General features: G+C 64.6%; 19 protein-coding genes and 4 tRNA genes. 9 read left to right on the top strand and 14 right to left on the bottom strand.

The annotated features are described in order from the left end of the window. Positions 1-90: 90 nt before the first annotated feature. From LQT98_RS01820 to hemP, 4 genes are all read right to left on the bottom strand, one after another. Positions 91-801 (bottom strand): heme/hemin ABC transporter substrate-binding protein, encoded by a 711-nt coding sequence (locus tag LQT98_RS01820; protein WP_231460919.1) that lies wholly within the window; start codon positions 799-801, stop codon positions 91-93. Positions 802-1,059: 258 nt separating this feature from the next. Beyond that, positions 1,060-2,103, bottom strand: a complete 1,044-nt coding sequence (locus tag LQT98_RS01815; RefSeq protein WP_231460918.1) for a hemin-degrading factor — start codon at positions 2,101-2,103, stop codon at positions 1,060-1,062. 60 nt (positions 2,104-2,163) lie between these two features. Further along, a complete protein-coding gene (locus LQT98_RS01810) occupies positions 2,164-4,341 on the bottom strand; it encodes a TonB-dependent hemoglobin/transferrin/lactoferrin family receptor (protein ID WP_231460917.1) in 2,178 nt (725 codons plus the stop codon). Between the two features lie 81 nt (positions 4,342-4,422). Beyond that, entirely contained in the window at positions 4,423-4,596 is a 174-nt protein-coding gene (gene hemP, locus LQT98_RS01805) for a hemin uptake protein HemP (protein ID WP_048409321.1), read from the bottom strand. A gap of 164 nt (positions 4,597-4,760) precedes the next feature. Between hemP and LQT98_RS01800 the strand changes: the two genes are divergently transcribed. Then, complete coding sequence (locus tag LQT98_RS01800; protein ID WP_048409240.1) at positions 4,761-5,447, top strand: 4'-phosphopantetheinyl transferase family protein; 687 nt, start codon at positions 4,761-4,763, stop codon at positions 5,445-5,447. A 60-nt stretch (positions 5,448-5,507) separates the two neighbouring features. Here the strand turns inward: LQT98_RS01800 and LQT98_RS01795 are convergent. From LQT98_RS01795 to LQT98_RS01780, 4 genes are all read right to left on the bottom strand, one after another. Next, positions 5,508-5,582, bottom strand: a tRNA-Glu gene (locus tag LQT98_RS01795). Positions 5,583-5,591: 9 nt separating this feature from the next. Continuing rightward, positions 5,592-5,668, bottom strand: a tRNA-Arg gene (locus LQT98_RS01790). 3 nt (positions 5,669-5,671) lie between these two features. Next, positions 5,672-5,746 (bottom strand) — tRNA-Glu (locus tag LQT98_RS01785). 9 nt (positions 5,747-5,755) lie between these two features. Further along, a tRNA-Arg gene (locus tag LQT98_RS01780) sits at positions 5,756-5,832 on the bottom strand. A 619-nt stretch (positions 5,833-6,451) separates the two neighbouring features. Here LQT98_RS01780 and LQT98_RS01775 point away from each other — a divergent pair. The 3 genes from LQT98_RS01775 (at position 6,452) to LQT98_RS01765 (ending at position 9,617) form a co-directional block, all read left to right on the top strand. Then, on the top strand, positions 6,452-6,709 hold the full coding sequence (locus LQT98_RS01775; protein ID WP_048409241.1) for a hypothetical protein: 258 nt from the start codon (positions 6,452-6,454) through the stop codon (positions 6,707-6,709). A 79-nt stretch (positions 6,710-6,788) separates the two neighbouring features. Then, positions 6,789-8,090, top strand: a complete 1,302-nt coding sequence (locus LQT98_RS01770; protein ID WP_231460916.1) for a Y-family DNA polymerase — start codon at positions 6,789-6,791, stop codon at positions 8,088-8,090. 114 nt (positions 8,091-8,204) lie between these two features. Beyond that, complete coding sequence (locus LQT98_RS01765; protein ID WP_231460915.1) at positions 8,205-9,617, top strand: exonuclease domain-containing protein; 1,413 nt, start codon at positions 8,205-8,207, stop codon at positions 9,615-9,617. Between the two features lies 1 nt (position 9,618). On the opposite strand, the gene ubiB is transcribed toward LQT98_RS01765, so the two are convergent. The 5 genes from ubiB to queA form a co-directional block, all read right to left on the bottom strand. Beyond that, positions 9,619-11,145: a ubiquinone biosynthesis regulatory protein kinase UbiB gene (gene ubiB, locus LQT98_RS01760; RefSeq protein ID WP_048409243.1), complete on the bottom strand. Its 1,527-nt coding sequence runs from the start codon at positions 11,143-11,145 to the stop codon at positions 9,619-9,621. A 6-nt stretch (positions 11,146-11,151) separates the two neighbouring features. Further along, a complete protein-coding gene (locus LQT98_RS01755) occupies positions 11,152-11,736 on the bottom strand; it encodes a ubiquinone biosynthesis accessory factor UbiJ (RefSeq protein ID WP_231460914.1) in 585 nt (194 codons plus the stop codon). Positions 11,737-11,900: 164 nt separating this feature from the next. After that, complete coding sequence (gene ubiE, locus LQT98_RS01750; RefSeq protein ID WP_048409245.1) at positions 11,901-12,635, bottom strand: bifunctional demethylmenaquinone methyltransferase/2-methoxy-6-polyprenyl-1,4-benzoquinol methylase UbiE; 735 nt, start codon at positions 12,633-12,635, stop codon at positions 11,901-11,903. Positions 12,636-12,637: 2 nt separating this feature from the next. Further along, positions 12,638-13,009 carry a gamma-butyrobetaine hydroxylase-like domain-containing protein gene (locus LQT98_RS01745; RefSeq protein ID WP_048409246.1) on the bottom strand — a complete coding sequence of 124 codons (372 nt, stop codon included), beginning with the start codon at positions 13,007-13,009 and terminating at the stop codon, positions 12,638-12,640. 28 nt (positions 13,010-13,037) lie between these two features. Continuing rightward, complete coding sequence (gene queA, locus LQT98_RS01740) at positions 13,038-14,060, bottom strand: tRNA preQ1(34) S-adenosylmethionine ribosyltransferase-isomerase QueA (RefSeq protein WP_231460913.1); 1,023 nt, start codon at positions 14,058-14,060, stop codon at positions 13,038-13,040. A 278-nt stretch (positions 14,061-14,338) separates the two neighbouring features. On the opposite strand from queA, the gene aroQ reads away from it, so the two are divergent. From aroQ to LQT98_RS01715, 5 genes are all read left to right on the top strand, one after another. Continuing rightward, a complete protein-coding gene (aroQ, locus tag LQT98_RS01735; RefSeq protein ID WP_048409323.1) occupies positions 14,339-14,788 on the top strand; it encodes a type II 3-dehydroquinate dehydratase in 450 nt (149 codons plus the stop codon). A gap of 36 nt (positions 14,789-14,824) precedes the next feature. Then, positions 14,825-15,280, top strand: coding sequence for an acetyl-CoA carboxylase biotin carboxyl carrier protein (gene accB, locus LQT98_RS01730; RefSeq protein WP_048409248.1), 456 nt, complete (start codon positions 14,825-14,827; stop codon positions 15,278-15,280). A 131-nt stretch (positions 15,281-15,411) separates the two neighbouring features. Continuing rightward, positions 15,412-16,770, top strand: a complete 1,359-nt coding sequence (accC, locus tag LQT98_RS01725; protein ID WP_231460912.1) for an acetyl-CoA carboxylase biotin carboxylase subunit — start codon at positions 15,412-15,414, stop codon at positions 16,768-16,770. Continuing rightward, complete coding sequence (prmA, locus tag LQT98_RS01720; RefSeq protein WP_048409250.1) at positions 16,770-17,666, top strand: 50S ribosomal protein L11 methyltransferase; 897 nt, start codon at positions 16,770-16,772, stop codon at positions 17,664-17,666. The genes accC and prmA overlap by 1 nt, the downstream gene beginning before the upstream one ends. Further along, entirely contained in the window at positions 17,663-18,769 is a 1,107-nt protein-coding gene (locus LQT98_RS01715; protein WP_231460911.1) for a DUF3426 domain-containing protein, read from the top strand. The genes prmA and LQT98_RS01715 overlap by 4 nt, the downstream gene beginning before the upstream one ends. A gap of 233 nt (positions 18,770-19,002) precedes the next feature. On the opposite strand, the gene queF is transcribed toward LQT98_RS01715, so the two are convergent. After that, complete coding sequence (queF, locus tag LQT98_RS01710; protein ID WP_231460910.1) at positions 19,003-19,842, bottom strand: NADPH-dependent 7-cyano-7-deazaguanine reductase QueF; 840 nt, start codon at positions 19,840-19,842, stop codon at positions 19,003-19,005. Positions 19,843-19,885 lie beyond the last annotated feature (43 nt).

The following is a 19,885-nucleotide window of genomic DNA, read 5'->3' as shown; positions in this document are numbered from 1 at the left end:
CCAGCAGCGGCAGCAGCAGGCTGGCGGCGATCAGGCCCAACAGCAGCCAGCGAGCGCGGCTGGGCGCGGCGGCTTCCATGCTCAGCGTGCTCACATCTTCACCATTTGCTCGACCACCGCCGGGCTGTTCAGTCCCACCATCATTGCGTCCTTGGCCGGCAGCAGATAGATGCGGCCCTGCTTACCGGCCGGCGTGGACGCGATTTCCGGTCGCTTGGAGAAGGCCTCCTTGCCGCCGTGCACCGCGCCGGTGTGGCTGCCCAGGATGATCACGTCGGGTTGCAGGCTTTGCCAGGCGTCGCGGGCCATAGGCTTGAAGCCGGACAGCTGGCTGGCGACGTTGACGCCGCCGGCGGCGCGGATCAGGGTGTCGGCGGCGGTGTCGCGGCCGGCCACCAGTTGGCCGTCGTAGCTGACCAGGTAGCGCACGCCGCGCGCCGGGCGCGGCGCCATCTCGCGCTGCCAACGGCTGGCCAGTTGCTGGGCATTGGCGTCGCGGCCCAAGAGCTGTCCCACTTTGCGGATCGCGTCGGCGAAGTCCGCGCCGTCCTCGCGGCGCGTCACCTCCTCGGCGCGCACCTGCAACTGGCGCAGCTGGGTCCACACCGTCGGCGGTTGCGCCTCGGCGCTGCCCAGCACCAGGGTGGGCTTGAGCCGGGCGATGGTTTCGGCGTTCAGCGCGCGGGAAAAGCCCACCACCTGCGCCTGAGCCAGCGCCGGCGACTTGCTGGAACGGTCGCGGCCGACGACTTCCTTGCCGGCGTCCAGCGCCACCACGATGTCGGCGATGTCAGGGGTCATCACCACGATGCGTTGCGCGGGAAGCCTCGAAACACCTGCTGTGCGGTTCGATAGCTGCGTTGCTCCGTGGAAACACCTGCTGTGCGGTTCGATAGCTGCGTTGCTCCGTGCTCGCTCCCTCGCTGTACCGTTTGTACTATCTCGGTCGCTGCGCGCGGTGCGCCTTGCTCTCGAACCGCTCGCGACGGTTTTTCGAGGTTCCCTGCCGCCCAGGCGGGCAACGCGGCGGCCAGGCCCAGCAGGGCGGCGAAGGCGAATTTAGGCGACATCGGCGCGCTCCAGTGCCGGCAGCTCGCCCAGCAGCTTGATCCATTCCACGCGTTCCGCCTGGCCCGGCTTGCGTTCGCCGAAGAAAGTGGCCAGCGACAAGCCCTTATCGTCGAACAGCTCCAGCGAGGTGACCACGCCGTGATCGCCCGGCTTGCGAGTGACCCAGGCCTCGGCGATCAGATCGGTGCGCAGATGCAGGTTGAAGTGCGGGTCCAGCACATTGAGCCAGTTGCCGACGATCTGCACATTGCGCACCGGACCGGTGTGAATCTGGATCATGCCGCGGTTGCCGGCGAACACCATGATGGGGGCTTCGATATGGGCGGCGCGGCGCAGCAGCTGCTCCACCGCTTCCGGCAGCACGCGCCAGGCCTGGCCTTCCGGCGCCAGGCGGAAGCCCTGCTGGCGCGACACGCCCCAGCGGCGCAGGAAGGGATGGAAGGCGTGCACGTCCTGCAAGCTCTGCCATTCCTGCTGGAAGCCGGCCTTGTCGATGGCCTCGTCGTCCAACTCCGCCGCCTCGGCTTCCTGTGGGTCTATGCTCAGCACAGCCTTGGGCGCGGCGAAGGTGTCCACCAGGCGCTGGTAGGCGGCCAGATCGCTATTGGCGGTCAGGTAGATCTTGTGCACCGCTTCGCCGAAACGGTCGAAGAACTGCAGGCTGCGCTGCTCGCCGCGCGCGCCGGCCGTGGTGACGGCGAAGGCATGCTGCCAATGGAACAGGAAGATGCGCAGATCGATGATAGGGTTGATGGCCAGGCCTATCTTGCCGTCGATCTGCACATTGCGGTAATCGCCGGTGGTTTCATGCACGCAGGCGTGATTGCGCGTCAGCGCCATCACCGGGCCCAGATGGGCGATCTGGCTCAGGATATCGTTCCAATGCGGCTGCAGGGCTTGGCTGGCCGGGTCGGCGGCCACCAGCTCGGCCTCGCTGACGCCCAGCGCGTCGGCGGCGTCGCGCGCGCGCAGTTTCGGCTGGCTGGCTTTCAGGATTTGGTAACGATCCCACAGCTGGCTGAAGTCGGTCATATTCTGGTTCTCCTTGGAGCGATCAAAAGCGGGCGCCCGCCACGGGACGGGCGCTCGCGGTTAGAAGGTGTATTCGACGCTGGCGCTGAGGTTGCGGCCAGGCTGGGTGAACAGGTCCAGCGCGCGCTCGCTGCTGGTCTTGCCGCGCACGTCGGCGGCTTTCCAGTATTTCTGGTCGAAGACGTTGAACACGCCGGCGCGCAGCGTGGTGTTCTTGGCCGGCTTCCAGTAAGCGGTCAGGTCCAGCACGGCGTAGCCCGGAGCTTTGAACGGCGGCTGACTTTGGCTGCTGCCCTGGGGTTTGACGTCAGGCAGGCGGGTGTTGGCGCGGGCCAGTTTCAGCAAGGCTTCGCCGCCGAAGCTGGCCTGGTCGTAGCGCAGGCCCAGCGTGGCGTTGAGCGGGGTGATGCTGGCCAGCGGCTCGTTCTTCTGCTTGTTCTGGCCATGGGTGTAGGCGATGGACGCCATCGCGCGCCAGCTCGGCGCGAAGCGCCAGGCGGCACGGCCTTCCACGCCTTTGATCTCGACTTCGCCGACATTCTGGTACTGGATGGTGTCAAAGCCATCGATCATGCCCAATGCAACTTGATCAATGAAGTCCTTGTAGCGGTTGGCATAGGCTGTGACGCCGAAGTCAAAGCTGTCCCACTGGCCTTTCAGGCCCAACTCCACGCCGCGGCTGGTTTCTGATTTGAGGTTGGGATTGGGGATGACCTGGTATTTGTAGCTGCCAGCCGTGTTGGAGAAAGCCATATTGGCATCGTCGAACGGCGGCGCGCGGAAGCCGGAGGAGAACTGCAGGAAGCCGGTGTAATGATCGGCGAACGGCAGGCTCAGACCCAGCTTGGGCGAGAAGGCACCGTCCTTGAAGGTGGGCACCTGATAGTTGTTGGGGTTGCCGTTGGCGAAAGCCTGGTCCGGCTGCGGTGTCATCTTGTAGTGATCCCAACGCAGCGACGGAGACGCCACCAGACCGTTGCCGAACTTGATTTCGTCCTGGACAAACAGGCCGATGCGCTCGGAACGGCTATCCGGGAAGGTCTTGTTGGGGAAGGTGTCGGTTCCCACGACATTGCTGCTGCTGCCATTGGTGTTATACAGCGTCTTCATCCGTGGCCGGCTAGTGTCGCTGCGGCTCAAGTCCGCGCCCCACAACAGCTGGTGTTCGGCGGAGAGGGCCTGGAAGTTGTGCTCGGCCTCCAACGTCAGGCCATAGCTGTCCTGGGTAAAACCGTAATCAGAAAAAATGCGCTGGCCGTTGCTGCGCCATTCGGTATTGGTGTCGGCGTTGTCCAGCTTCTGGTAGTAAGCCTTCACCGCCAGGCGGTCGAAGGCGCCCAGCTGCTTGCCTTCCCAGGCAAGGGACGCGCGGTCGCGCTGGGTTCTGTCCTTGGATTGGTTCTGGCGTACCGTAGAGGTTAAGGCGTTAAGCAGATTGGTATCAGCATCGCGTCGATAGTGTTCCAGCGTCAGTTCCAGCCGCTGGTTGGCGGCCGGCTTGAAGCCCAGCTTGGCCAGCACATTGTCGCTGTCCCAGCTTTGCGGATTCGGCTTGGTGCGCAGCGTGCTGCTGCTGTCGTTATTGCCCTGGTTGTCGGTTTCGTGGCCGTTGCGGTGGGTGTAGAGCAGCATCAGATCGGCGCGCTCGCCCTTGACGCCGACGCCGGCGCTGCTGCCCCAGCCATTGTTGGCGGTGCCGCCAAAGCCCTTGACGCTGCCGCCCACGCCTTGCTCTTCCGGCACGAAATCGTCCACGGTCTTGGTGCGGTAGCCGACCACGCCGCCGATGGCGTCGGAGCCGTACAGGCTGGAAGTGGGGCCCTTGACGATGTCGATGGCGCGCAGGGTTTCCAGTTCCACGTAATCGCGGCCGGAAACGGCTCCGTTATTGCTGCCGCCGCCAGCATAGGATTCCGGCAGGCGGATGCCGTCGATCAGCATCAGGATGCGGTTGCCGTCGATGCCGCGGATGGTGTAGCCGGCATTGCCGCGGCGCGCCGGATCGGTGGCCACTTCCACGCCGGGCTCGTATTTGACCGCGTCGGCGATGTCGCGCACCAGTTGCTCGTCCAGCTTGTGGCGCGAGATCACGCTGGCGTTGGGCGCGGTTTCCGCCAGCGACTTGCTGCTGCGGTGGGCGGTGACCTGAACGGTCTCCAGTTCCGCCGGCGTTGCCGCCAGCGCGGGCCAGGCGGCGGCCAGGCTCAGAACCAAGGGGGTGGCGCGAAATAAGGCCATGGAAACTCCAAACTTCCTAAGGTTGGGTGCTTCCGCTGGCTGGCTAGTCTTGGCTGGCTTGCGGTGTGTGTGGTCTGGGACCTATTTGATCAGGATGAGCTTGCCGTTGCGGGTCAGTTGCAAGCGATACATTTCGCCCTGATGTTCGATCAGGATTTCCTTGCCTTTGGCGAACAGTTCGCAACTGCGCAGCACCGGGGGCAGGCTGGCAGCGCTGGTTCCGGTGCCGGGCTTGGAGGCGGTGTGGGCGTGCATGAATTTATCCATGGCCAAATGGTAACGATTCTCATTATCGAATTCAACCTGGAACAGGCCTTGAGGCGAGCGAAAAGGGCGCGGCTGTGGCGCGGCGGTCACAAAACGGCATGGCTTAGCCGGCGCTGGCCGGGGATAATGGCGGTTTTTGCGCGGAGAGGCGGATGGACCTGAACGCTTTGATCAAGCTTTTGCCCAGCCCGGCGGGCGCGCCGCAGGCCTTGCGCCTGTATCGCGTGCGGCTGGATGTGGATTGGCCGGTGGACGAGGCGCTGCTGGCGGGCTTGAGCCAGGACGAGCGCAAGCGCTGCCTGCGCTATCTGCGTACCATCAATCAGTTGCAATTCGCGCTGACCCGGCTGGCCTTAAGGCGGCTGCTGGCGCAAGAAACCGGCCTGGCGCCTGACGCGCTGATGTTTGAGCTGGGCGCGCATGGGAAACCGGTCTTGAGCCTGCCCGGCGCGCCGGTGTTCAATGTGTCGCATTCCGGCGCCTACGCGTTGATCGCCATCGCGCGTGGCGGCCAGGTGGGCGTGGACATCGAAACGGTGCAGCCGATGCGCGACGTGCCGGCGCTGGCGGAACAGACGCTGCGGCCGGAGGAACTGGAATTGTGCCGGCACGGCCAGGACGTGGCGGCCTTCTTTCAGTTGTGGACCATCAAGGAAGCGGTGTTGAAAGCCTGGGGCGTGGGCATTGCCCAGCATCTGTCCGCATTCGCCGCCACCGGACTGGCGCGGGGCGAACTGCCTTTGAGCATTGCCGAGCCTGACCGCTGGCCGGCGACACGGGCCTGGGCCTTGCCCGCGCCGGAGGGCTATGCGGCCACGCTGGCCTGGGCGGAGCGCTGAAACGGGGCGGCGGAATGACAAAAAACCCGCCATGTTGCCATGACGGGCTTTTGCTAATGCTGGCGTCCCCACGGGGAATCGAACCCCGGCTACCGCCGTGAAAGGGCGGTGTTCTAACCGCTAAACTATAGGGACTTCAAATTGTGGCGCACCCGGAGCGATTCGAACGCCCGACCCTCTGGTTCGTAGCCAGATACTCTATCCAACTGAGCTACGGGTGCTAGTGGCGTCCCCACGGGGAATCGAACCCCGGCTACCGCCGTGAAAGGGCGGTGTTCTAACCGCTAAACTATAGGGACACTAAGTTGTGGCGCACCCGGAGCGATTCGAACGCCCGACCCTCTGGTTCGTAGCCAGATACTCTATCCAACTGAGCTACGGGTGCGCTGTTTCGCGAGACGTTGTGTCTTGCGAGAAGCGGAATACTATAGATTCGCTTTTTAAGTGTCAATCCTTTTTCCAAAAAAATTTAGCCGGCCGCGCATGGGCCGGCCGCGGTTGTCGTGCCGGGCCAACAGGGAGGCGGGATCGCGCGTCCATTTTCATTGAGATCAGACGGGGGGCGAAATCTTCGGATCGAACCTTTGCGTGCCTCGGGCGGCGGGGACTGCTCAAGCATTGTTTCCTGGCTTGCCTTGAGGCCCGCGTTCTCTTGACGCTCCCGGCCCGCCTCAGTACCCTGAGCCTCGCGCTGCGCCGAATAACGCTGCGCCGGGAGTAGAAGCCCAATCGAATTACTAGACCGCAGGCTAGCCGCGTCCGACTGGATACAGCTACGCCTGCTGCCACGTCATGCTCATTCGGGGCAGGCCGTGGCAAGGAGCCCTTGTGGCTGCCGGTCTTGGTCTAGTAAACCGGTCTTCTACCCTTGTCACGTGCCTGCTCAAACCTGCTGTCCGGGCAGGCCTTCTCTCAGGAAACGACATGGAGGCCGCGATGCGATTCTTCCCTTTTCTCCTTTCCCTTTCTTTTAATTCGAAGTCCTCGTCGCAGGAGGACAGACCATGAGCCAAGCGTGCGAAACGGTGACGCGGCAGCAATTGCTGGGCCGCGTATTGGAAGCCAGCCAACTGGGGCTGGAAGCCCTGGAAATGTTGCGCCCGGCGTTGGAGGTGGCGACGCGGCTGGGCACGCAGGCGGAGGCGGAGGAAGGCGCCCAGGCCGCCGGGGTGTGCCGGCTGGCGCGTTGGGCGCTGGACGAGTATCACAATGCGCTGGACCTGATCCGCGAAGAGACGGCGCGCAGCCTGCGCGAGGCCTGATGGTTTAAACCGTAAAGGGGCGGCGCCTGCCGCCCCATGATCGCGCTCGCGCGCGGCCGCGCTCAGGCGCTACACTGCAATGATCCCCAAGCCGCCGCGCGCCGCCATGCCATCCTGTTACGCCCAAGTCGATTGCAACTCCTTCTATGCCTCCTGCGAGCGGGTATTCAATCCGCGCCTGGCCGGCGTGCCCATCGTGGTGCTGTCCAATAACGATGGTTGCATCGTGTCGCGCTCGGCCGAGGCCAAGGCCTTGGGCGTGCCGATGGGCGCGCCTTATTTTCAGCAGCGGGCGCGGCTGGAGCAATTGGGGGTGGCGGTGTTTTCCTCCAACTACACCCTGTACGGCGATTTGTCCGGCCGCGCGATGCGTCTGCTGGCCGGCTTCGCGCGCGCGCAGGAGGTGTATTCGATAGACGAATGCTTCCTGGACATCGGCGGCGAGCCGGAACCGACGCGGCTGGCGCAGCAGATGCGCGACACGATGTTGCGCGGCCTGGGCTTGCCGGTGTGCGTCGGCATCGGCCCCAGCAAGACCTTGGCCAAGCTGGCCAACCACCTGGCCAAGCTGGACCCGTCCCGCGACGGGGTGATGAATTTGCAGGCGTTGGACGCGAGCGAGCGGCTGGCCTTGCTGGCCATGGTGCCGGTGGAGGAGATCTGGGGCGTGGGCCGCAAGCTGTCGGCCAAGCTGCGGCTGGAGCGCATCGGCCACGCGGCGGCGCTGGCGGAGGCGGACCGGGATTGGTTGATCCGCCGTTTCGGCGTCACCGTGGCGCGCATCGCCGACGAATTGGACGGCCTGTCCTGCCTGAGCCTGGAAGAGGCGTTGCCACCACGGCAGTCCTTGATGTCCACGCGTTCCTTCGGCCACAAGGTGACGCGGCTGGAGGAGGCGCGCGAGGCGGTGGCGATGCACGCGGCCATGGTGGCGGAGCGCTTGCGGCGCCAGGGCTCGCTGGCCACTTTTCTGCAAGTGAGCTTGCAGCGCGGCGTGTACCAGCTGGGCACGGTGCAGAGCGATAGCGAGGTGGTGCCGCTGCTGCCGCTCAGCGCCGACAGCCGCGCGTTGGTGAAGGCGGCCTTGTTGGCGCTGGAGCGTTTATGGCGGCCCGGCGCCGCTTATCAGAAGTGCGGGGTGATGGCCTGGCAGCTAGTGGACGCGGACAAGGCGCAGGGTGATCTGTTCGCCGGGCCGGCGGAGGATGAGAAGAGCCAGCGCCTGATGGCGGCGATGGATGCGATCAACCGCCGCATGGGGCGCGGCACGGTCAAGCTGTTGGCCGAGGGCCTGGAGCAGGGCTGGAAGATGAAGCAGGATTTGCTGTCGCCGGCCTATACCACGCGTTGGAATGAGGTGCCGGTGGTGAAGGCGAAGTAGCGCTTGCGGTAGAATGCCGCGATCGATGTCGCCGGCCGCCGGCGGCTATAGTGTAATCAGCATCCCCATGAGTCCCCGCGCCGCGAGCCGCGCGTCGCCTCCGAAAGCGAGATATTGAATCCTCTGTTTGCCCAGCCTTGCGCCATCGTCGATCTGGAAACCACCGGCGGCCACATCAGCCGCGACCGCATCACCGAGGTGGGGGTGATCCTGATCGACGGGGAGCGGGTGGAGCGCTTCAGCTCCCTGGTCAATCCCGGCCAGCCCATTCCGCCCTTTATCGAGAACATGACCGGCATTTCCGACGCCATGGTGGCGGCGGCGCCGAGCTTTGCCGATCTGGCGGAACGCTTGCTGACGATGTTGTCCGGCCGCCTGTTCCTGGCGCATAACGCGCGTTTCGACTATGGCTTTTTGAAGAACGAATTCCGCCGCGCCGGCCTGCGCTTCCAGAGCCAGTCGCTGTGCACGGTGAAGCTGTCGCGCCGCTTGTATCCGCAGTTTTTCAAGCACAGCCTGGATAGCTTGATCGAGCGCCACGACATCCGCCTGCCGGAACGGCACCGGGCGCTGGCGGACGCGGAGGCTGTGCACCGTTTCCTCGGCATCGCCAATCAGGAGCTGGGCGCGGCGGCCGTGGGCGCGGCGATGGCGGCGGTATTGGCCGCGCCGCCGGAATTGGCCGGTCTGCCTGCGGCCTTGCAGGAGCAGCTGGAGTTGCTGCCGGATGTGCCGGGGGTGTACACGCTGTACGGCGAGGACGGCAAGCCCTTGTACGTGGGCAAGGGCAGCAATCTGCGCACCCGCGTGCTGGCGCATTTCGCCGCGGTCAAGGGCGGCGGCAAGAGCCGCGAAGTGCATATCGGCGAGCCCATCGGCCGGGTGGAGTGGCGGGAGACACTGGGCGAGTTCGGCGCGCATTTGCTGGAACTGCGGCTGATCCACGCCTTGAAGCCGCAGCATAATCACCGCGGCAAGCTGAGCCCGGAGCTGTGTTCCATCCAGCTGGAGGAGGCGGACGGTTTCACCCGTCCCAAGGTGGTGTACGCGCGCGAGCTGGATTTCAGTCGCACCGCGGATTTGTACGGTTTGTTCCGCCATGCGCGCGAGGCGCGCAAGATCCTGGCGGAAATCGCGCTGGGCAACGCGCTGTGTCAGTCGGTATTGGGCGTGGAGGCGGTGACCAGCCGCAAGGGCGCGCCGTGCGCGGCTTTGAAGCTGGGCCGCTGCCGCGGCGCCTGCATCGGCCGCGAGCCGGCGGAGGTGCACAATATCCGGCTGCTGGGCGCCTTGGCCAAGCTGAAGGTGAAGGCCTGGCCGTTCGCCGGCGCGATCGCGGTGGTGGAAACCGATGAGGTGACCGGCGAGCGCGCCGAGCATGTGTTCGACCGCTGGTGCTATCTGGGTTCGCGCCAGGGCGACGGCGGCCCGCTGGAGGGGGCGCCGTCCTTTGATCTGGACAGTTACAAGCTGCTGGAGGGCTGGCTGCGCAAGCCGGCGGAGGGCACGGCGCTGCGCGAGCTGTGAGTCAGAGCCAGTTTTTCAACAGCAAGGCCGCCAGCAGGATGGCGATCAGCGCCAGCAGCCAGTTCTGGCGCTTCTGTTCCCGCATCAGCTGGATGTAGCCGCTGATCAGCAACTCGCTGTTGGCGGAGGACAGCGCGTCATTCAGTTTGCGCGGCAGCGTGGGCAGGGTGGTGGCCCATTGCGGCGCTTCGTGCTTCAGCGTGCGCAGCAGGCCGCGCCAGCCTATCTGCTCGTTCATCCACTTGGTCAGGAAGGGCTTGGCGGTATCCCACAGGTCCAGGTTGGGGTCCAGCTGGCGGCCCAGGCCTTCGATATTGAGCAGGGTCTTTTGCAGCAGCACCAGTTGCGGCTGGATTTCCACATTGAAGCGGCGGCTGGTTTCGAACAGGCGCAGCAGCACCATGCCGAAGGAGATTTCCGACAGCGGCTTTTCGAAGATGGGTTCGCACACGGTGCGCACCGCCGCTTCCAGTTCCTCGGCGCGGGTGTCTTTCGGCACCCAGCCGGATTCGATGTGGGCGGTGGCGACGCGGTGGTAGTCGCGGTTGAAGAAGGCGAGGAAGTTGACCGCCAGGTAGTGCTTGTCGGTGTCGGTCAGGGTGCCGACGATGCCGAAGTCCAGCGCGATGTAGCGGCCGTCGGCGGCGACGAAGATATTGCCCGGGTGCATGTCGGCGTGGAAGAAGCCGTGGCGGAACACTTGGGTGAAGAAGATTTCCACGCCGTAGCGGCTGAGCTTGGTGAGGTCCACGCCGGCTTCGCGCAGCCGGTCCACCTGGCCCACCGGGATGCCGTGCATCCATTCCAGCGTCAGCACGTCGCGGCTGGTGTAGTCGTAGAATACCTCGGGCACGATCAGCATGTCCGAGTTCTTGAAGTTGCGACGCAGCTGCGAGGCGTTGGCTGCCTCGTGCATCATGTCCAGTTCGTCGTGCAGGTATTTGTCGAACTCGGCCACCACTTCGCGCGGCTTCAGCCGCTTGCCGTCGGTGAACAGTTTTTCCACCCAGCCGGCCAGCGTGGCCATCAGCGCCAGGTCTTGCTCGATCACCGGCTGGATGCCGGGGCGCAGCACCTTGACCGCCACTTCGCGGCCGCGGCCGCCATCGGGCTGGCGCAGCCAGGCCTTGTGCACCTGGGCCACCGAGGCGCTGGCCACCGGGGTGTTGTCGAAGTCGAGGTAGAGTTCGTCCACCTTGCGGCCCAGGCTGCGTTCAATCACCTCGCGCGCCAGCAGGCCGTCGTAGGGCGGCACTCGGTCTTGCAGCCGCGCCAGTTCGTCGGCGTAGTCCGGTGGCAGCAGATCGCGGCGGGTGGACAGCACCTGGCCGAATTTGACGAAGATGGGGCCCAGGCTTTCCAGCGCCAGCCGCACCCGTTGCGGCAGCGGCGCGCTGGTGTCGCGGCGCAGCGGCAGCAGGCCGAACAGCTTGTGGACGATGCCGAGTTTGGAGTGACCTTCCAGGAAGTCGTCCAGGCCGAAGCGGTAGAAGGTGGAAACGATCTTGAAGAAGCGCGAAATCCGCATGTGCCGTCAGGCCTTTGTCTGTTCTTGTTGCAGCGCGGCCCGCAGCCGCGCCAGGCGTTTTTCCAGGCGGCCGGCGTCGTCGCGCAGCGCGTCGACTTCGGCGATGAAGCCTTGCACCAGCCGGCGGCTGGCCAGTACCGGCGTTTCCTCGCGCAGGTGCTCCACCCAGTTGGCGGCCAGCCGCCAGGCCACTTGGCCCTTGAAGCCGAGCAGGCCGCGCGCCAGGGTTTCCGCGCGCTGGGCGGCGGTGTCGCCCACCAGCCGCGACAGGTCCTCGGCGGCGTTCCATTGCAGGCGGCCCAGCAGGCGGCCGACGGCGGTGGCCAGTTCGGCGTCGCCGCTGAACTGGACATCGTTCAGCGCCGGGTCGCGCCCGGCCACCGCCGCCAGCGCGGCGGCGTGCTTGAGGCGGACGGTGGCTTCCGGCTCGCCCTCGCAGGCGGCCAGCCAGCCTTCATCGGTGAGCACGCCGGCCACTTGCAGCGGCGGCAGCGCCACGGCGATGCGCCGTCCGGCGTGCGCGGCCAGTTCCGCCCGCACCGCCGGGTGCTGGTTCAACAGGTGGTTGAATGCGGCTATCTGGATGCCCATGCGCTGTCTCCGTGCGTGGATGGTTAAGGGGGGCTTGGAGCGTGTTCACGATCCCGTGAGCTAGGGCGAGACCAGGCGTGGAGTCTCCGTGCGCCGCATGAGTATTTCGAAGCGGACGCTCGCGCAAGGTCTCCGCCGGCGCGCGGCAGATCGTAAACAGGTTCTTAGAACTTGTAGCCCTTGTGCAGCGCCACCACGCCGCCGCTCATATTGTGGTAATCCACCTTGCCGAAGCCGGCGTCCAGCATCATCTGCTTCAGCGTTTCCTGATCGGGATGCATGCGGATGGATTCGGCCAGGTACTGGTAGCTGTCGGGGTCGTTAGCCACCAGCTTGCCCATCACCGGCAGCGCCTTGAAGGAGTAGAAGTCGTAGAACGGCGACAGCGGTTTCCACACTTTGGAGAACTCCAGCACCATCAGCTTGCCGCCCGGCTTCAGCACCCGGCACATTTCCTTCAGCGCCGCGTCCTTGTGGGTCATATTGCGCAGGCCGAAAGCCACCGACACCGCGTCGAAGTAGTTGTCGGGGAAGGGCAGCTTCTCGGCGTCGGCCAAGGACACCGGCAGCACCAGGCCGTCGTCCAGCAGCCGGTCGCGGCCCACGGTCAGCATCGAGCTGTTGATGTCGGTCAGCCACACTTCGCCGCTCTTGCCCACGCGCTTGGCCCAGCCGCGCGACAGGTCGCCGGTGCCGCCGGCGATGTCCAGCACCTTGTCGCCGGCCTTGACGCCGGAGGTGGTCAGGGTGAAGTGCTTCCACACCCGGTGCAGGCCGCCGGACATCAGGTCGTTCATCACGTCGTATTTCTTGGCCACCGAGTGGAACACATCGGCCACCTTGGCGGCTTTTTCGCTTTCGGCAACGGTCTTGAAGCCGAAGTGGGTCGTCTTGTCCATGGTCACTCCCTGCTCGCGCCAGCGGCGGCGAGGCGGTTGAGGTAATCCTGCCAGTACTGGTCGCGCTTGGCGCCCAGCTCGTAAAGGTATTGCCAGCTGTAGAGGCCGCTGTCGTGGCCGTCGTCGAAGGTGATCTTCAGCGCGTAATGGCCCACCGGCTCCAGCGCGGTGATGGCGACATGGCGCTTGCCCACTTGCAGCACTTCCTGGCCGGCGCCGTGGCCGCGCACTTCCGCCGAAGGCGAGTAGACGCGCAGGTATTCGCAGGGCAGTTCGAAGCGCGCGCCGTCGTCGAAGCTGATTTCCAGCACGCGCGATACCGCGTGCAGCTGGATTTCCTGCGGCGCCGCGGCGCCAGGGGTGAGTCCGGACATGGGTGCTCCTAAACGGTCAAGCCGCGTATCAGTCTTTGCGTTCCAGCAGCATGGCGTCGCCATAGCTGAAGAAGCGATATTCCCGCTCCACCGCGTGCTGGTAGGCGGCGCGCATTTCCTCGTAACCGGCGAAAGCCGACACCAGCATCAGCAGCGTGGACTTGGGCAGGTGGAAATTGGTCAGCAGGCGGTCCACCACCCGGAAGCGGTAGCCCGGGGTGATGAAGATGTCGGTTTCGCCGCAGCCGGCCGCCAGTTCGCCGCCGCGCGCGGCGGATTCCAGCGCGCGCATGCTGGTGGTGCCCACCGACAGCACTTTGCGGCCGCTGGCGTGGGCCTCGGCGATCAGCGCGCGGGTGGCTTCCGGCACTTCGTAGATTTCGCTGTGCATCTTGTGCTCGGCGATATTGTCCACTCGCACCGGCTGGAAGGTGCCGGCGCCGACGTGCAGGGTGACGTAGGCCAGGTGCACGCCCTTGGCGCGCAGCTGTTCCAGCATGTCTTCGGTGAAGTGCAGGCCGGCGGTGGGCGCGGCCACCGCGCCGCGCTCGCGGGCGTAGACGGTCTGGTAGCGCTCGTCATCCTCGTCGCCGGCGCCGCGTTCTATATAAGGCGGCAGCGGCAGCTTGCCGGAGGCTTCCAGGATGTCGAACAGATTGTCCTCGGCCAGGAAGCGCAGCTTGAACAGCTCGCCGTGACGTTCTACCATCTCGGCCTCCCAGCGTTCGGCGAAGATCAGCCGGGTGCCGGGCTTGGGCGATTTGGAGGCGCGCACATGGGCCAGCGCGGTGTGGGCGTCCAGCACGCGTTCTATCAGCGCCTCGACCTTGCCGCCGCTGGCTTTTTCGCCGAACAGCCGCGCCTTGATCACGCGGGTGTCGTTGAACACCATCACGTCGCCGGGGCTGATGTGGTCGATGAAGTCGCTGAAGCGCAGGTCGGCGCGGTTTTGGCCGGCAACGTGCAACAAGCGGCTGGCGCCGCGCTCCGCCGGAGGGTGCTGGGCGATCAGTTGCTCGGGCAGGTGGTAGTCGAAGTCGGAAAGCTGCATAAGACGTAAAAGATTCAGAATCGGCAAATTATACCCGTGCCGCCGCCGGCCGGCATCAGCTTGTGCGGGGTATGGCGGGATTTGCGCTGAATCAACATCGATTTTCGGCAAGTTGGTAAAAACTTGCCAGGCGGAAAAACGCCCGTGGATACTAGTGCTTTGACTCGAGTCGTGTCGCCGTTTTGCATCCAAACGGCTGTTTGAAATGACGCAAAAGCTAGACATCTTGCAGCGAATTGCGGCAAACTCGCGCCCAAGATGATAAACAGGAGCAGGCTTTGACCGGAAAAATCCTTGTGTTGCATGGCCCCAACCTCAACCTGCTGGGACAGCGGGAGCCGCAGCACTACGGCCGGGAAACGCTTGACGATATCAACCAGCGGCTGGAACAGCAGGCTAGCGCCGCGGGGTTTGAGTTGTCCGCGTTGCAGAGCAACGCCGAGTATGTACTGATAGATCGCGTGCAGCAGTGCCTGAATGACGGCACCGCTTTCATTCTGATCAATCCGGCGGCTTTCACCCATACCAGCGTCGCCTTGCGCGATGCGCTGGCGGCGGTGAAGCTGCCGTTTATAGAAGTCCACCTTTCCAACGTTCATGCCCGCGAACCGTTCCGTCAGCATTCGTATTTCTCCGACCTCGCGGTCGGCGTGATCTGCGGACTCGGCGCCCACGGCTATGAACTGGCGCTTGCGCACGCCATCCGGCGTCTTGCCGCGCAGGCCTGACCCACTCTACCGAATATCCCACTCGAAGGATTATCAATGGATCTCCGTAAACTCAAGAAGCTGATCGATCTCGTCGAGGAATCCGGCATTGCCGAACTCGAAGTGACCGAGGGGGAAGAAAAAGTCCGCATCACCCGCGTATCCGCCGCGCCGCAGATGGCCTACGCTCAACCGATGACCGCTCTGCAAGTGCCCAACGCCCAAGCCGCCGCCGTGGCCGCTCCGGCCGCCGAGGCCGCCGCGCCGGTCAGCAATGACAAGAACGCGATGAAGTCGCCGATGGTGGGCACCTTCTATCGCTCGCCGAGCCCGGGCGCCAAGAGCTTCATCGAGGTGGGCCAGAGCGTGAACGCCGGCGATACCTTGTGCATCATCGAAGCGATGAAGCTGATGAACGAGATCGAAGCCGACCGCTCCGGCGTGGTCAAGGCCATCCTGGTCGAGGACGGCCAACCGGTGGAATTCGGCGAGCCGCTGTTCATCATCGAGTAAGCGCCAAACGACAGGCTTAGCAACAGGGCACGGCGCAGCGTCTGTGCCCTTGTTGTTTGCCAAGACAGCATTGGCGGCTCCGGCCGCGCCGGCGACAAGGCCGGCCGCGGAGCCCGCCAGCGGAGAATTCCATGTTTGAAAAAATTCTGATTGCCAACCGGGGTGAAATCGCCCTGCGCATCCAGCGCGCCTGCCGCGAAATGGGCATCAAGACCGTGGTGGTGCATTCCGAGGCCGACCGCGAAGCCAAGTACGTGAAGCTGGCCGACGAGTCGGTCTGCATCGGACCGGCGCCCAGCGGCAAGAGCTACCTCAATGTGCCGGCGTTGATCGCCGCCGCCGAGGTCACCGATTCCCAGGCCATCCACCCGGGTTACGGCTTCCTGTCGGAAAACGCCGACTTCGCCGAGCGCGTGGAGCAGTCCGGCTTCGTGTTCATCGGCCCGCGCCCGGACACCATCCGAGAGATGGGCGACAAGGTGTCGGCCAAGAACGCGATGATCGCGGCCGGCGTGCCTTGCGTGCCCGGTTCCGACGGCGCCTTGCCGGATGACCCGGCCGAGATCGTCAAGATCGCCAAGAAGATCGGTTTCCCGGTGATCATCAAGGCCGCCGGCGGCGGCGGCGGTCGCGGCATGCGCGTGGTGCATACCGAGGGCGCGCTGATCAATTCGGTGCAGATGACCCGCACCGAAGCCGGCGCGGCGTTCGGCAATCCCACCGTCTACATGGAAAAATTCCTGGAAGAGCCGCGCCACATCGAAATCCAGATCCTGGCCGACGAATACGGCAACGCCATCTACCTGGGCGAGCGCGACTGCTCGATGCAGCGCCGCCACCAGAAGATCATCGAGGAAGCGCCGGCTCCGGGCATCACCGACAAGCAGCGTCAGAAGATAGGCGAGGCCTGCGCCGAAGCCTGCCGTCGCATCGGCTACCGCGGCGCCGGCACTTTTGAATTCCTGTTCGAGCGCGGCGAGTTCTACTTCATCGAAATGAATACCCGGGTGCAGGTTGAGCACCCGGTAACCGAGATGATCACCGGCATCGACATCGTGCAGGAGCAGATCCGCATCGCCGCCGGCGAAAAGCTGCGCTACAAACAGAAGGACGTGGTGCTGCGCGGCCATGCGATGGAATGCCGGATCAACGCCGAGGATCCGTTCACCTTCGTGCCGTCGCCAGGCAAGATCGAAAGCTACCACCCGGCCGGCGGCCCGGGCATCCGCATCGACTCGCATATTTACCAGGGCTACACCGTGCCTTCGCATTACGATTCCATGGTGGGCAAGCTGATCGCCTATGGCGATACCCGCGACCAGGCGATGGCGCGGATGCGGGTGGCGCTGTCGGAAATCTCGATTTCCGGCATTAAGACCAATATCCCGTTGCACCAGCAATTGTTCCTGGATTCGGCCTTCCAGCGCGGCGGCACCAGCATTCACTATCTGGAGCACCGCTTGGCCGAACAGAAAAAAGGGGAAGCCTGATGGCATGGCTGCAAGCCACCATTGACGCCGAGTCAACCGTAGCCGAGCGTCTGGCCGACGCGCTGATGGACGCCGGCGCGCTGTCCACGGCGATCGAGGACGCGTTTGCCGGCACCGAGCGCGAAGAGCCCATCTTCGGCGAACCCGGCGAGCCGGTGGACAAGCTGTGGAGCCGCAGCCGCATCATCACCCTGTTTGATGAAGCGGCCGACGTGGCGCTGCTGATCGCCGCCGCCGCCACCGCCTGCGAACTGACGCTGCCGGGCTATAGCGTGGAGCGGGTGGAGGAGCAGGATTGGGTGCGTTTGACCCAGTCGCAGTTCGACCCTATCCGCATTTCCGACCGCCTGTGGATCACGCCGACCTGGCACGAGCCGCCGGCGCCCAACGCGGTCAATCTGCAACTGGACCCGGGCCTGGCCTTCGGCACCGGCAGCCACCCCACCACCCGCTTGTGCCTGCAATGGCTGGATGCCCAACTGCAGGGCGGCGAAAGCGTGCTGGACTACGGCTGCGGTTCCGGCATCCTCGCCATCGCCGCGCTGAAGCTGGGCGCGGCCTCAGCCTTGGGCGTGGACATCGATCCGCAAGCGGTGCGCGCCAGCCATGACAATGCCGAGCAGAACCAGGTGAAGGCCGATTTCTGCCTGCCGGACCAGAACCCGGAAGCGGTTTACGACGTGGTGCTGGCCAATATCCTGGCCAATCCGCTGCGCATGCTGGGCCAGTTGCTGGCTAGCCATGTCAAAACCGGTGGTAGAATCGTGCTTTCAGGCATTCTCGCCGAACAGGCCGAAGAGCTGTCCGCCATCTATGAACAGTGGTTCCAGATGGACGCTCCGGTGTTCGACGAAGGATGGACCAGACTGACAGGAATCCGACGCCCCACGGTATGACATATACGACACAGTGCCCCAGTTGCCAGACTCGCTTCAAGGTCAATGACGCCCAGTTAGCGGCCGCCAATGGTTTGGTGCGCTGCGGGCGCTGTTCGCACGTGTTCAACGCCACCGAGTATTTCGTGGTGGCGGACGCGCCGCCGCCGGAGCCTCCGCGCGCCGCGGCGCCTCCGCCTGTTCAGCCGCCCGCCCAACAGAGCGAGGCACTGGACGATTTCGAACTGGAAGTGCCGGATTTCGATCCGGGCGCCGGCGCGGAAGCCCCGCCGCCGGACGAATTGCTGATGCCGCCGCCGCTGCCGGCGCAGGAAGAAACGCCGGCCGCGCGCGCCGATGTCGAGGAGTTCCAGCGCGCGCTGGCCGAGGCGATGCAGAACCGCCATGTCAGCGCGCCGCTGGGCAATCCTTTCGGCGCGGAAGAAGCCGCGCCGGAAGAGCCAACGCCGGAAGTGTTCGGCAACCGTCGCCGCGCCGAGCCGCAAGCCGAACCGGAAGCGCCGGCCGCCGTCATCGAGCCGGAACGGCCGTTCGAGCGCCGCGAACCGGAGCCGGAGTGGAAACCGGCGCCCAGCGCGGCGCAGGAGCCGGAAGCGGATGAGGACACGCCGCGCCGGCGCAACCCGCTGCTGACGGCGCTGGCGGTGCTGGTTTCCGTGTTTGGCGTGCTGGTGTTGGCCGGCCAGCTGGTCTACTTCAACCGCACCCGCATCGCGGCCGAAGTGCCGGAATTGCGTCCGACGCTGGAGGCTTTGTGCGTGGGCATGGGTTGCGCGGTGCCTTGGCCCACCGATATCGCCCGCGTGCGCACCGAATGGTCCGAGCTCGCCTTCGTGCCGGACTATCCCAACCTGATCCAGCTATCCGCCACGCTGAAAAACCACGCCACTTACTCCCAGGCCTACCCGATGCTGGAAGTGACGCTGAAGGACTCCGACGACCAGGTGCTGATCCGCAAGGTGTTCGCGCCCAAGGAGTATTTGAAGGCCGATGATTTCAAGCTTGGCCATTTCAATTCCAATAGCGAGGTCAAGGTCACCATGCGGCTGGATGCCGGCAAGGTGCATGCGATGGGGTATAGCCTTTATTGGTTCTATCCTTAAGAGCCTGTTTACGATCTGCTACGCGTCGGCGGAATAGTTAGACAAGGGCGTTAAAAACGCTTTCAGAATGCTCATGTACCACCTGTACATTCCGCTTCTTCAACCGTTTTCGCCTTGTCTCGCCCTAGCTCGCGAGACTTTGAACAGGCTCTAAGATCCATTGATCATCGTTTCCAGAATGACAAACAGGCCGGCATTTGCCGGCCTGTTCGCTTTTCCCGCTTAGAAAAATATTATTGCCGCGCGGTACGGCTGTTGCCCACCGGCATCTCGCCGCAATTGCTGCGGAAGGGGTTGATGTCCAGCCCGCCGCGACGGGTGTAGCGCGCGTAGACGGTGAGCCGGCTGGGCGCGCAGGCGCGGAGCAGATCGGTGAAGATGCGTTCCACGCATTGTTCGTGGAATTCATTGTGCTGGCGGAAGCCTATCAGGTAGCGCAGCAGCGCCTCGCGGTCCAGCCGCGGGCCGGTGTAGCGGATCTGCACGCTGCCCCAGTCCGGCTGGCCGGTGACCAGGCAGTTGGATTTCAGCAGATGGCTGCACAGGGTCTCGCTGACGATGTCGCCGGCGTCGGCGCGCAGAATCTGCGGGCAGGGCGCGTAGTTGTCCACTTCGATGTCCAGATCGTCGATGGAGTCGCCGGCCAGTTCGACAATGCTTTCGCCGCCAAACTGCTGCGGCAGCATGATGTCGACGCCTATCGGCTTGCCGGCGGCGGCGGACAGGTCGTCGGCTAGTTGGCGGCGCAGTGCGTCCAGGCCGGCCATCCGGGTTTGGTTATAGCTGTTCAGATAGAGCTTGAACGATTTGGATTCGATCAGGCTAGGGCTGTCGGCCGGGATGCGGAAGGTGGCGATGCCCACCTGCGGCTTGCCGCGGGCATTGAGCCAGGACAGTTCGAAACCAGTCCAGATGTCCACGCCGGCAAACGGCAGCGCGGCGGCGTCCACGCCGATTTCATCGCGCTTGACCTGGCGCGGGATCGGAAACAGCAGGCTGGGATCGTAATGATCCTGATAGCTGACGGTTTTGCCCAGAGGCGATTGCTCCGGGGACATGGCTTGTGTGTTCATGGCTTGAATTATATCGGTTTTCAAAGCGGCATCGCCGCGGCGT

This window comes from Chromobacterium aquaticum, from assembly GCF_021129195.1.
Taxonomy (GTDB): domain Bacteria; phylum Pseudomonadota; class Gammaproteobacteria; order Burkholderiales; family Chromobacteriaceae; genus Chromobacterium; species Chromobacterium aquaticum.
The sequence above is the reverse complement of the archived record's forward strand: the minus strand, read 5'-3'. Positions and strand labels throughout refer to the sequence as shown.

What these genes read in the sequence shown, in the direction of transcription:
- LQT98_RS01820 (WP_231460919.1), bottom strand. Translation starts at nt 801, where the DNA reads ATGACCCCTGACATCGCCGACATCGTGGTGGCGCTGGACGCCGGCAAG.
- LQT98_RS01815 (WP_231460918.1), bottom strand. Translation starts at nt 2,103, where the DNA reads ATGACCGACTTCAGCCAGCTGTGGGATCGTTACCAAATCCTGAAAGCC.
- LQT98_RS01810 (WP_231460917.1), bottom strand. Translation starts at nt 4,341, where the DNA reads ATGGCCTTATTTCGCGCCACCCCCTTGGTTCTGAGCCTGGCCGCCGCC.
- hemP (WP_048409321.1), bottom strand. Translation starts at nt 4,596, where the DNA reads ATGCACGCCCACACCGCCTCCAAGCCCGGCACCGGAACCAGCGCTGCC.
- LQT98_RS01800 (WP_048409240.1), top strand. Translation starts at nt 4,761, where the DNA reads ATGGACCTGAACGCTTTGATCAAGCTTTTGCCCAGCCCGGCGGGCGCG.
- LQT98_RS01775 (WP_048409241.1), top strand. Translation starts at nt 6,452, where the DNA reads ATGAGCCAAGCGTGCGAAACGGTGACGCGGCAGCAATTGCTGGGCCGC.
- LQT98_RS01770 (WP_231460916.1), top strand. Translation starts at nt 6,789, where the DNA reads ATGATCCCCAAGCCGCCGCGCGCCGCCATGCCATCCTGTTACGCCCAA.
- ubiB (WP_048409243.1), bottom strand. Translation starts at nt 11,145, where the DNA reads ATGCGGATTTCGCGCTTCTTCAAGATCGTTTCCACCTTCTACCGCTTC.
- LQT98_RS01755 (WP_231460914.1), bottom strand. Translation starts at nt 11,736, where the DNA reads ATGGGCATCCAGATAGCCGCATTCAACCACCTGTTGAACCAGCACCCG.
- ubiE (WP_048409245.1), bottom strand. Translation starts at nt 12,635, where the DNA reads ATGGACAAGACGACCCACTTCGGCTTCAAGACCGTTGCCGAAAGCGAA.
- LQT98_RS01745 (WP_048409246.1), bottom strand. Translation starts at nt 13,009, where the DNA reads ATGTCCGGACTCACCCCTGGCGCCGCGGCGCCGCAGGAAATCCAGCTG.
- queA (WP_231460913.1), bottom strand. Translation starts at nt 14,060, where the DNA reads ATGCAGCTTTCCGACTTCGACTACCACCTGCCCGAGCAACTGATCGCC.
- accB (WP_048409248.1), top strand. Translation starts at nt 14,825, where the DNA reads ATGGATCTCCGTAAACTCAAGAAGCTGATCGATCTCGTCGAGGAATCC.
- accC (WP_231460912.1), top strand. Translation starts at nt 15,412, where the DNA reads ATGTTTGAAAAAATTCTGATTGCCAACCGGGGTGAAATCGCCCTGCGC.
- prmA (WP_048409250.1), top strand. Translation starts at nt 16,770, where the DNA reads ATGGCATGGCTGCAAGCCACCATTGACGCCGAGTCAACCGTAGCCGAG.
- LQT98_RS01715 (WP_231460911.1), top strand. Translation starts at nt 17,663, where the DNA reads ATGACATATACGACACAGTGCCCCAGTTGCCAGACTCGCTTCAAGGTC.
- queF (WP_231460910.1), bottom strand. Translation starts at nt 19,842, where the DNA reads ATGAACACACAAGCCATGTCCCCGGAGCAATCGCCTCTGGGCAAAACC.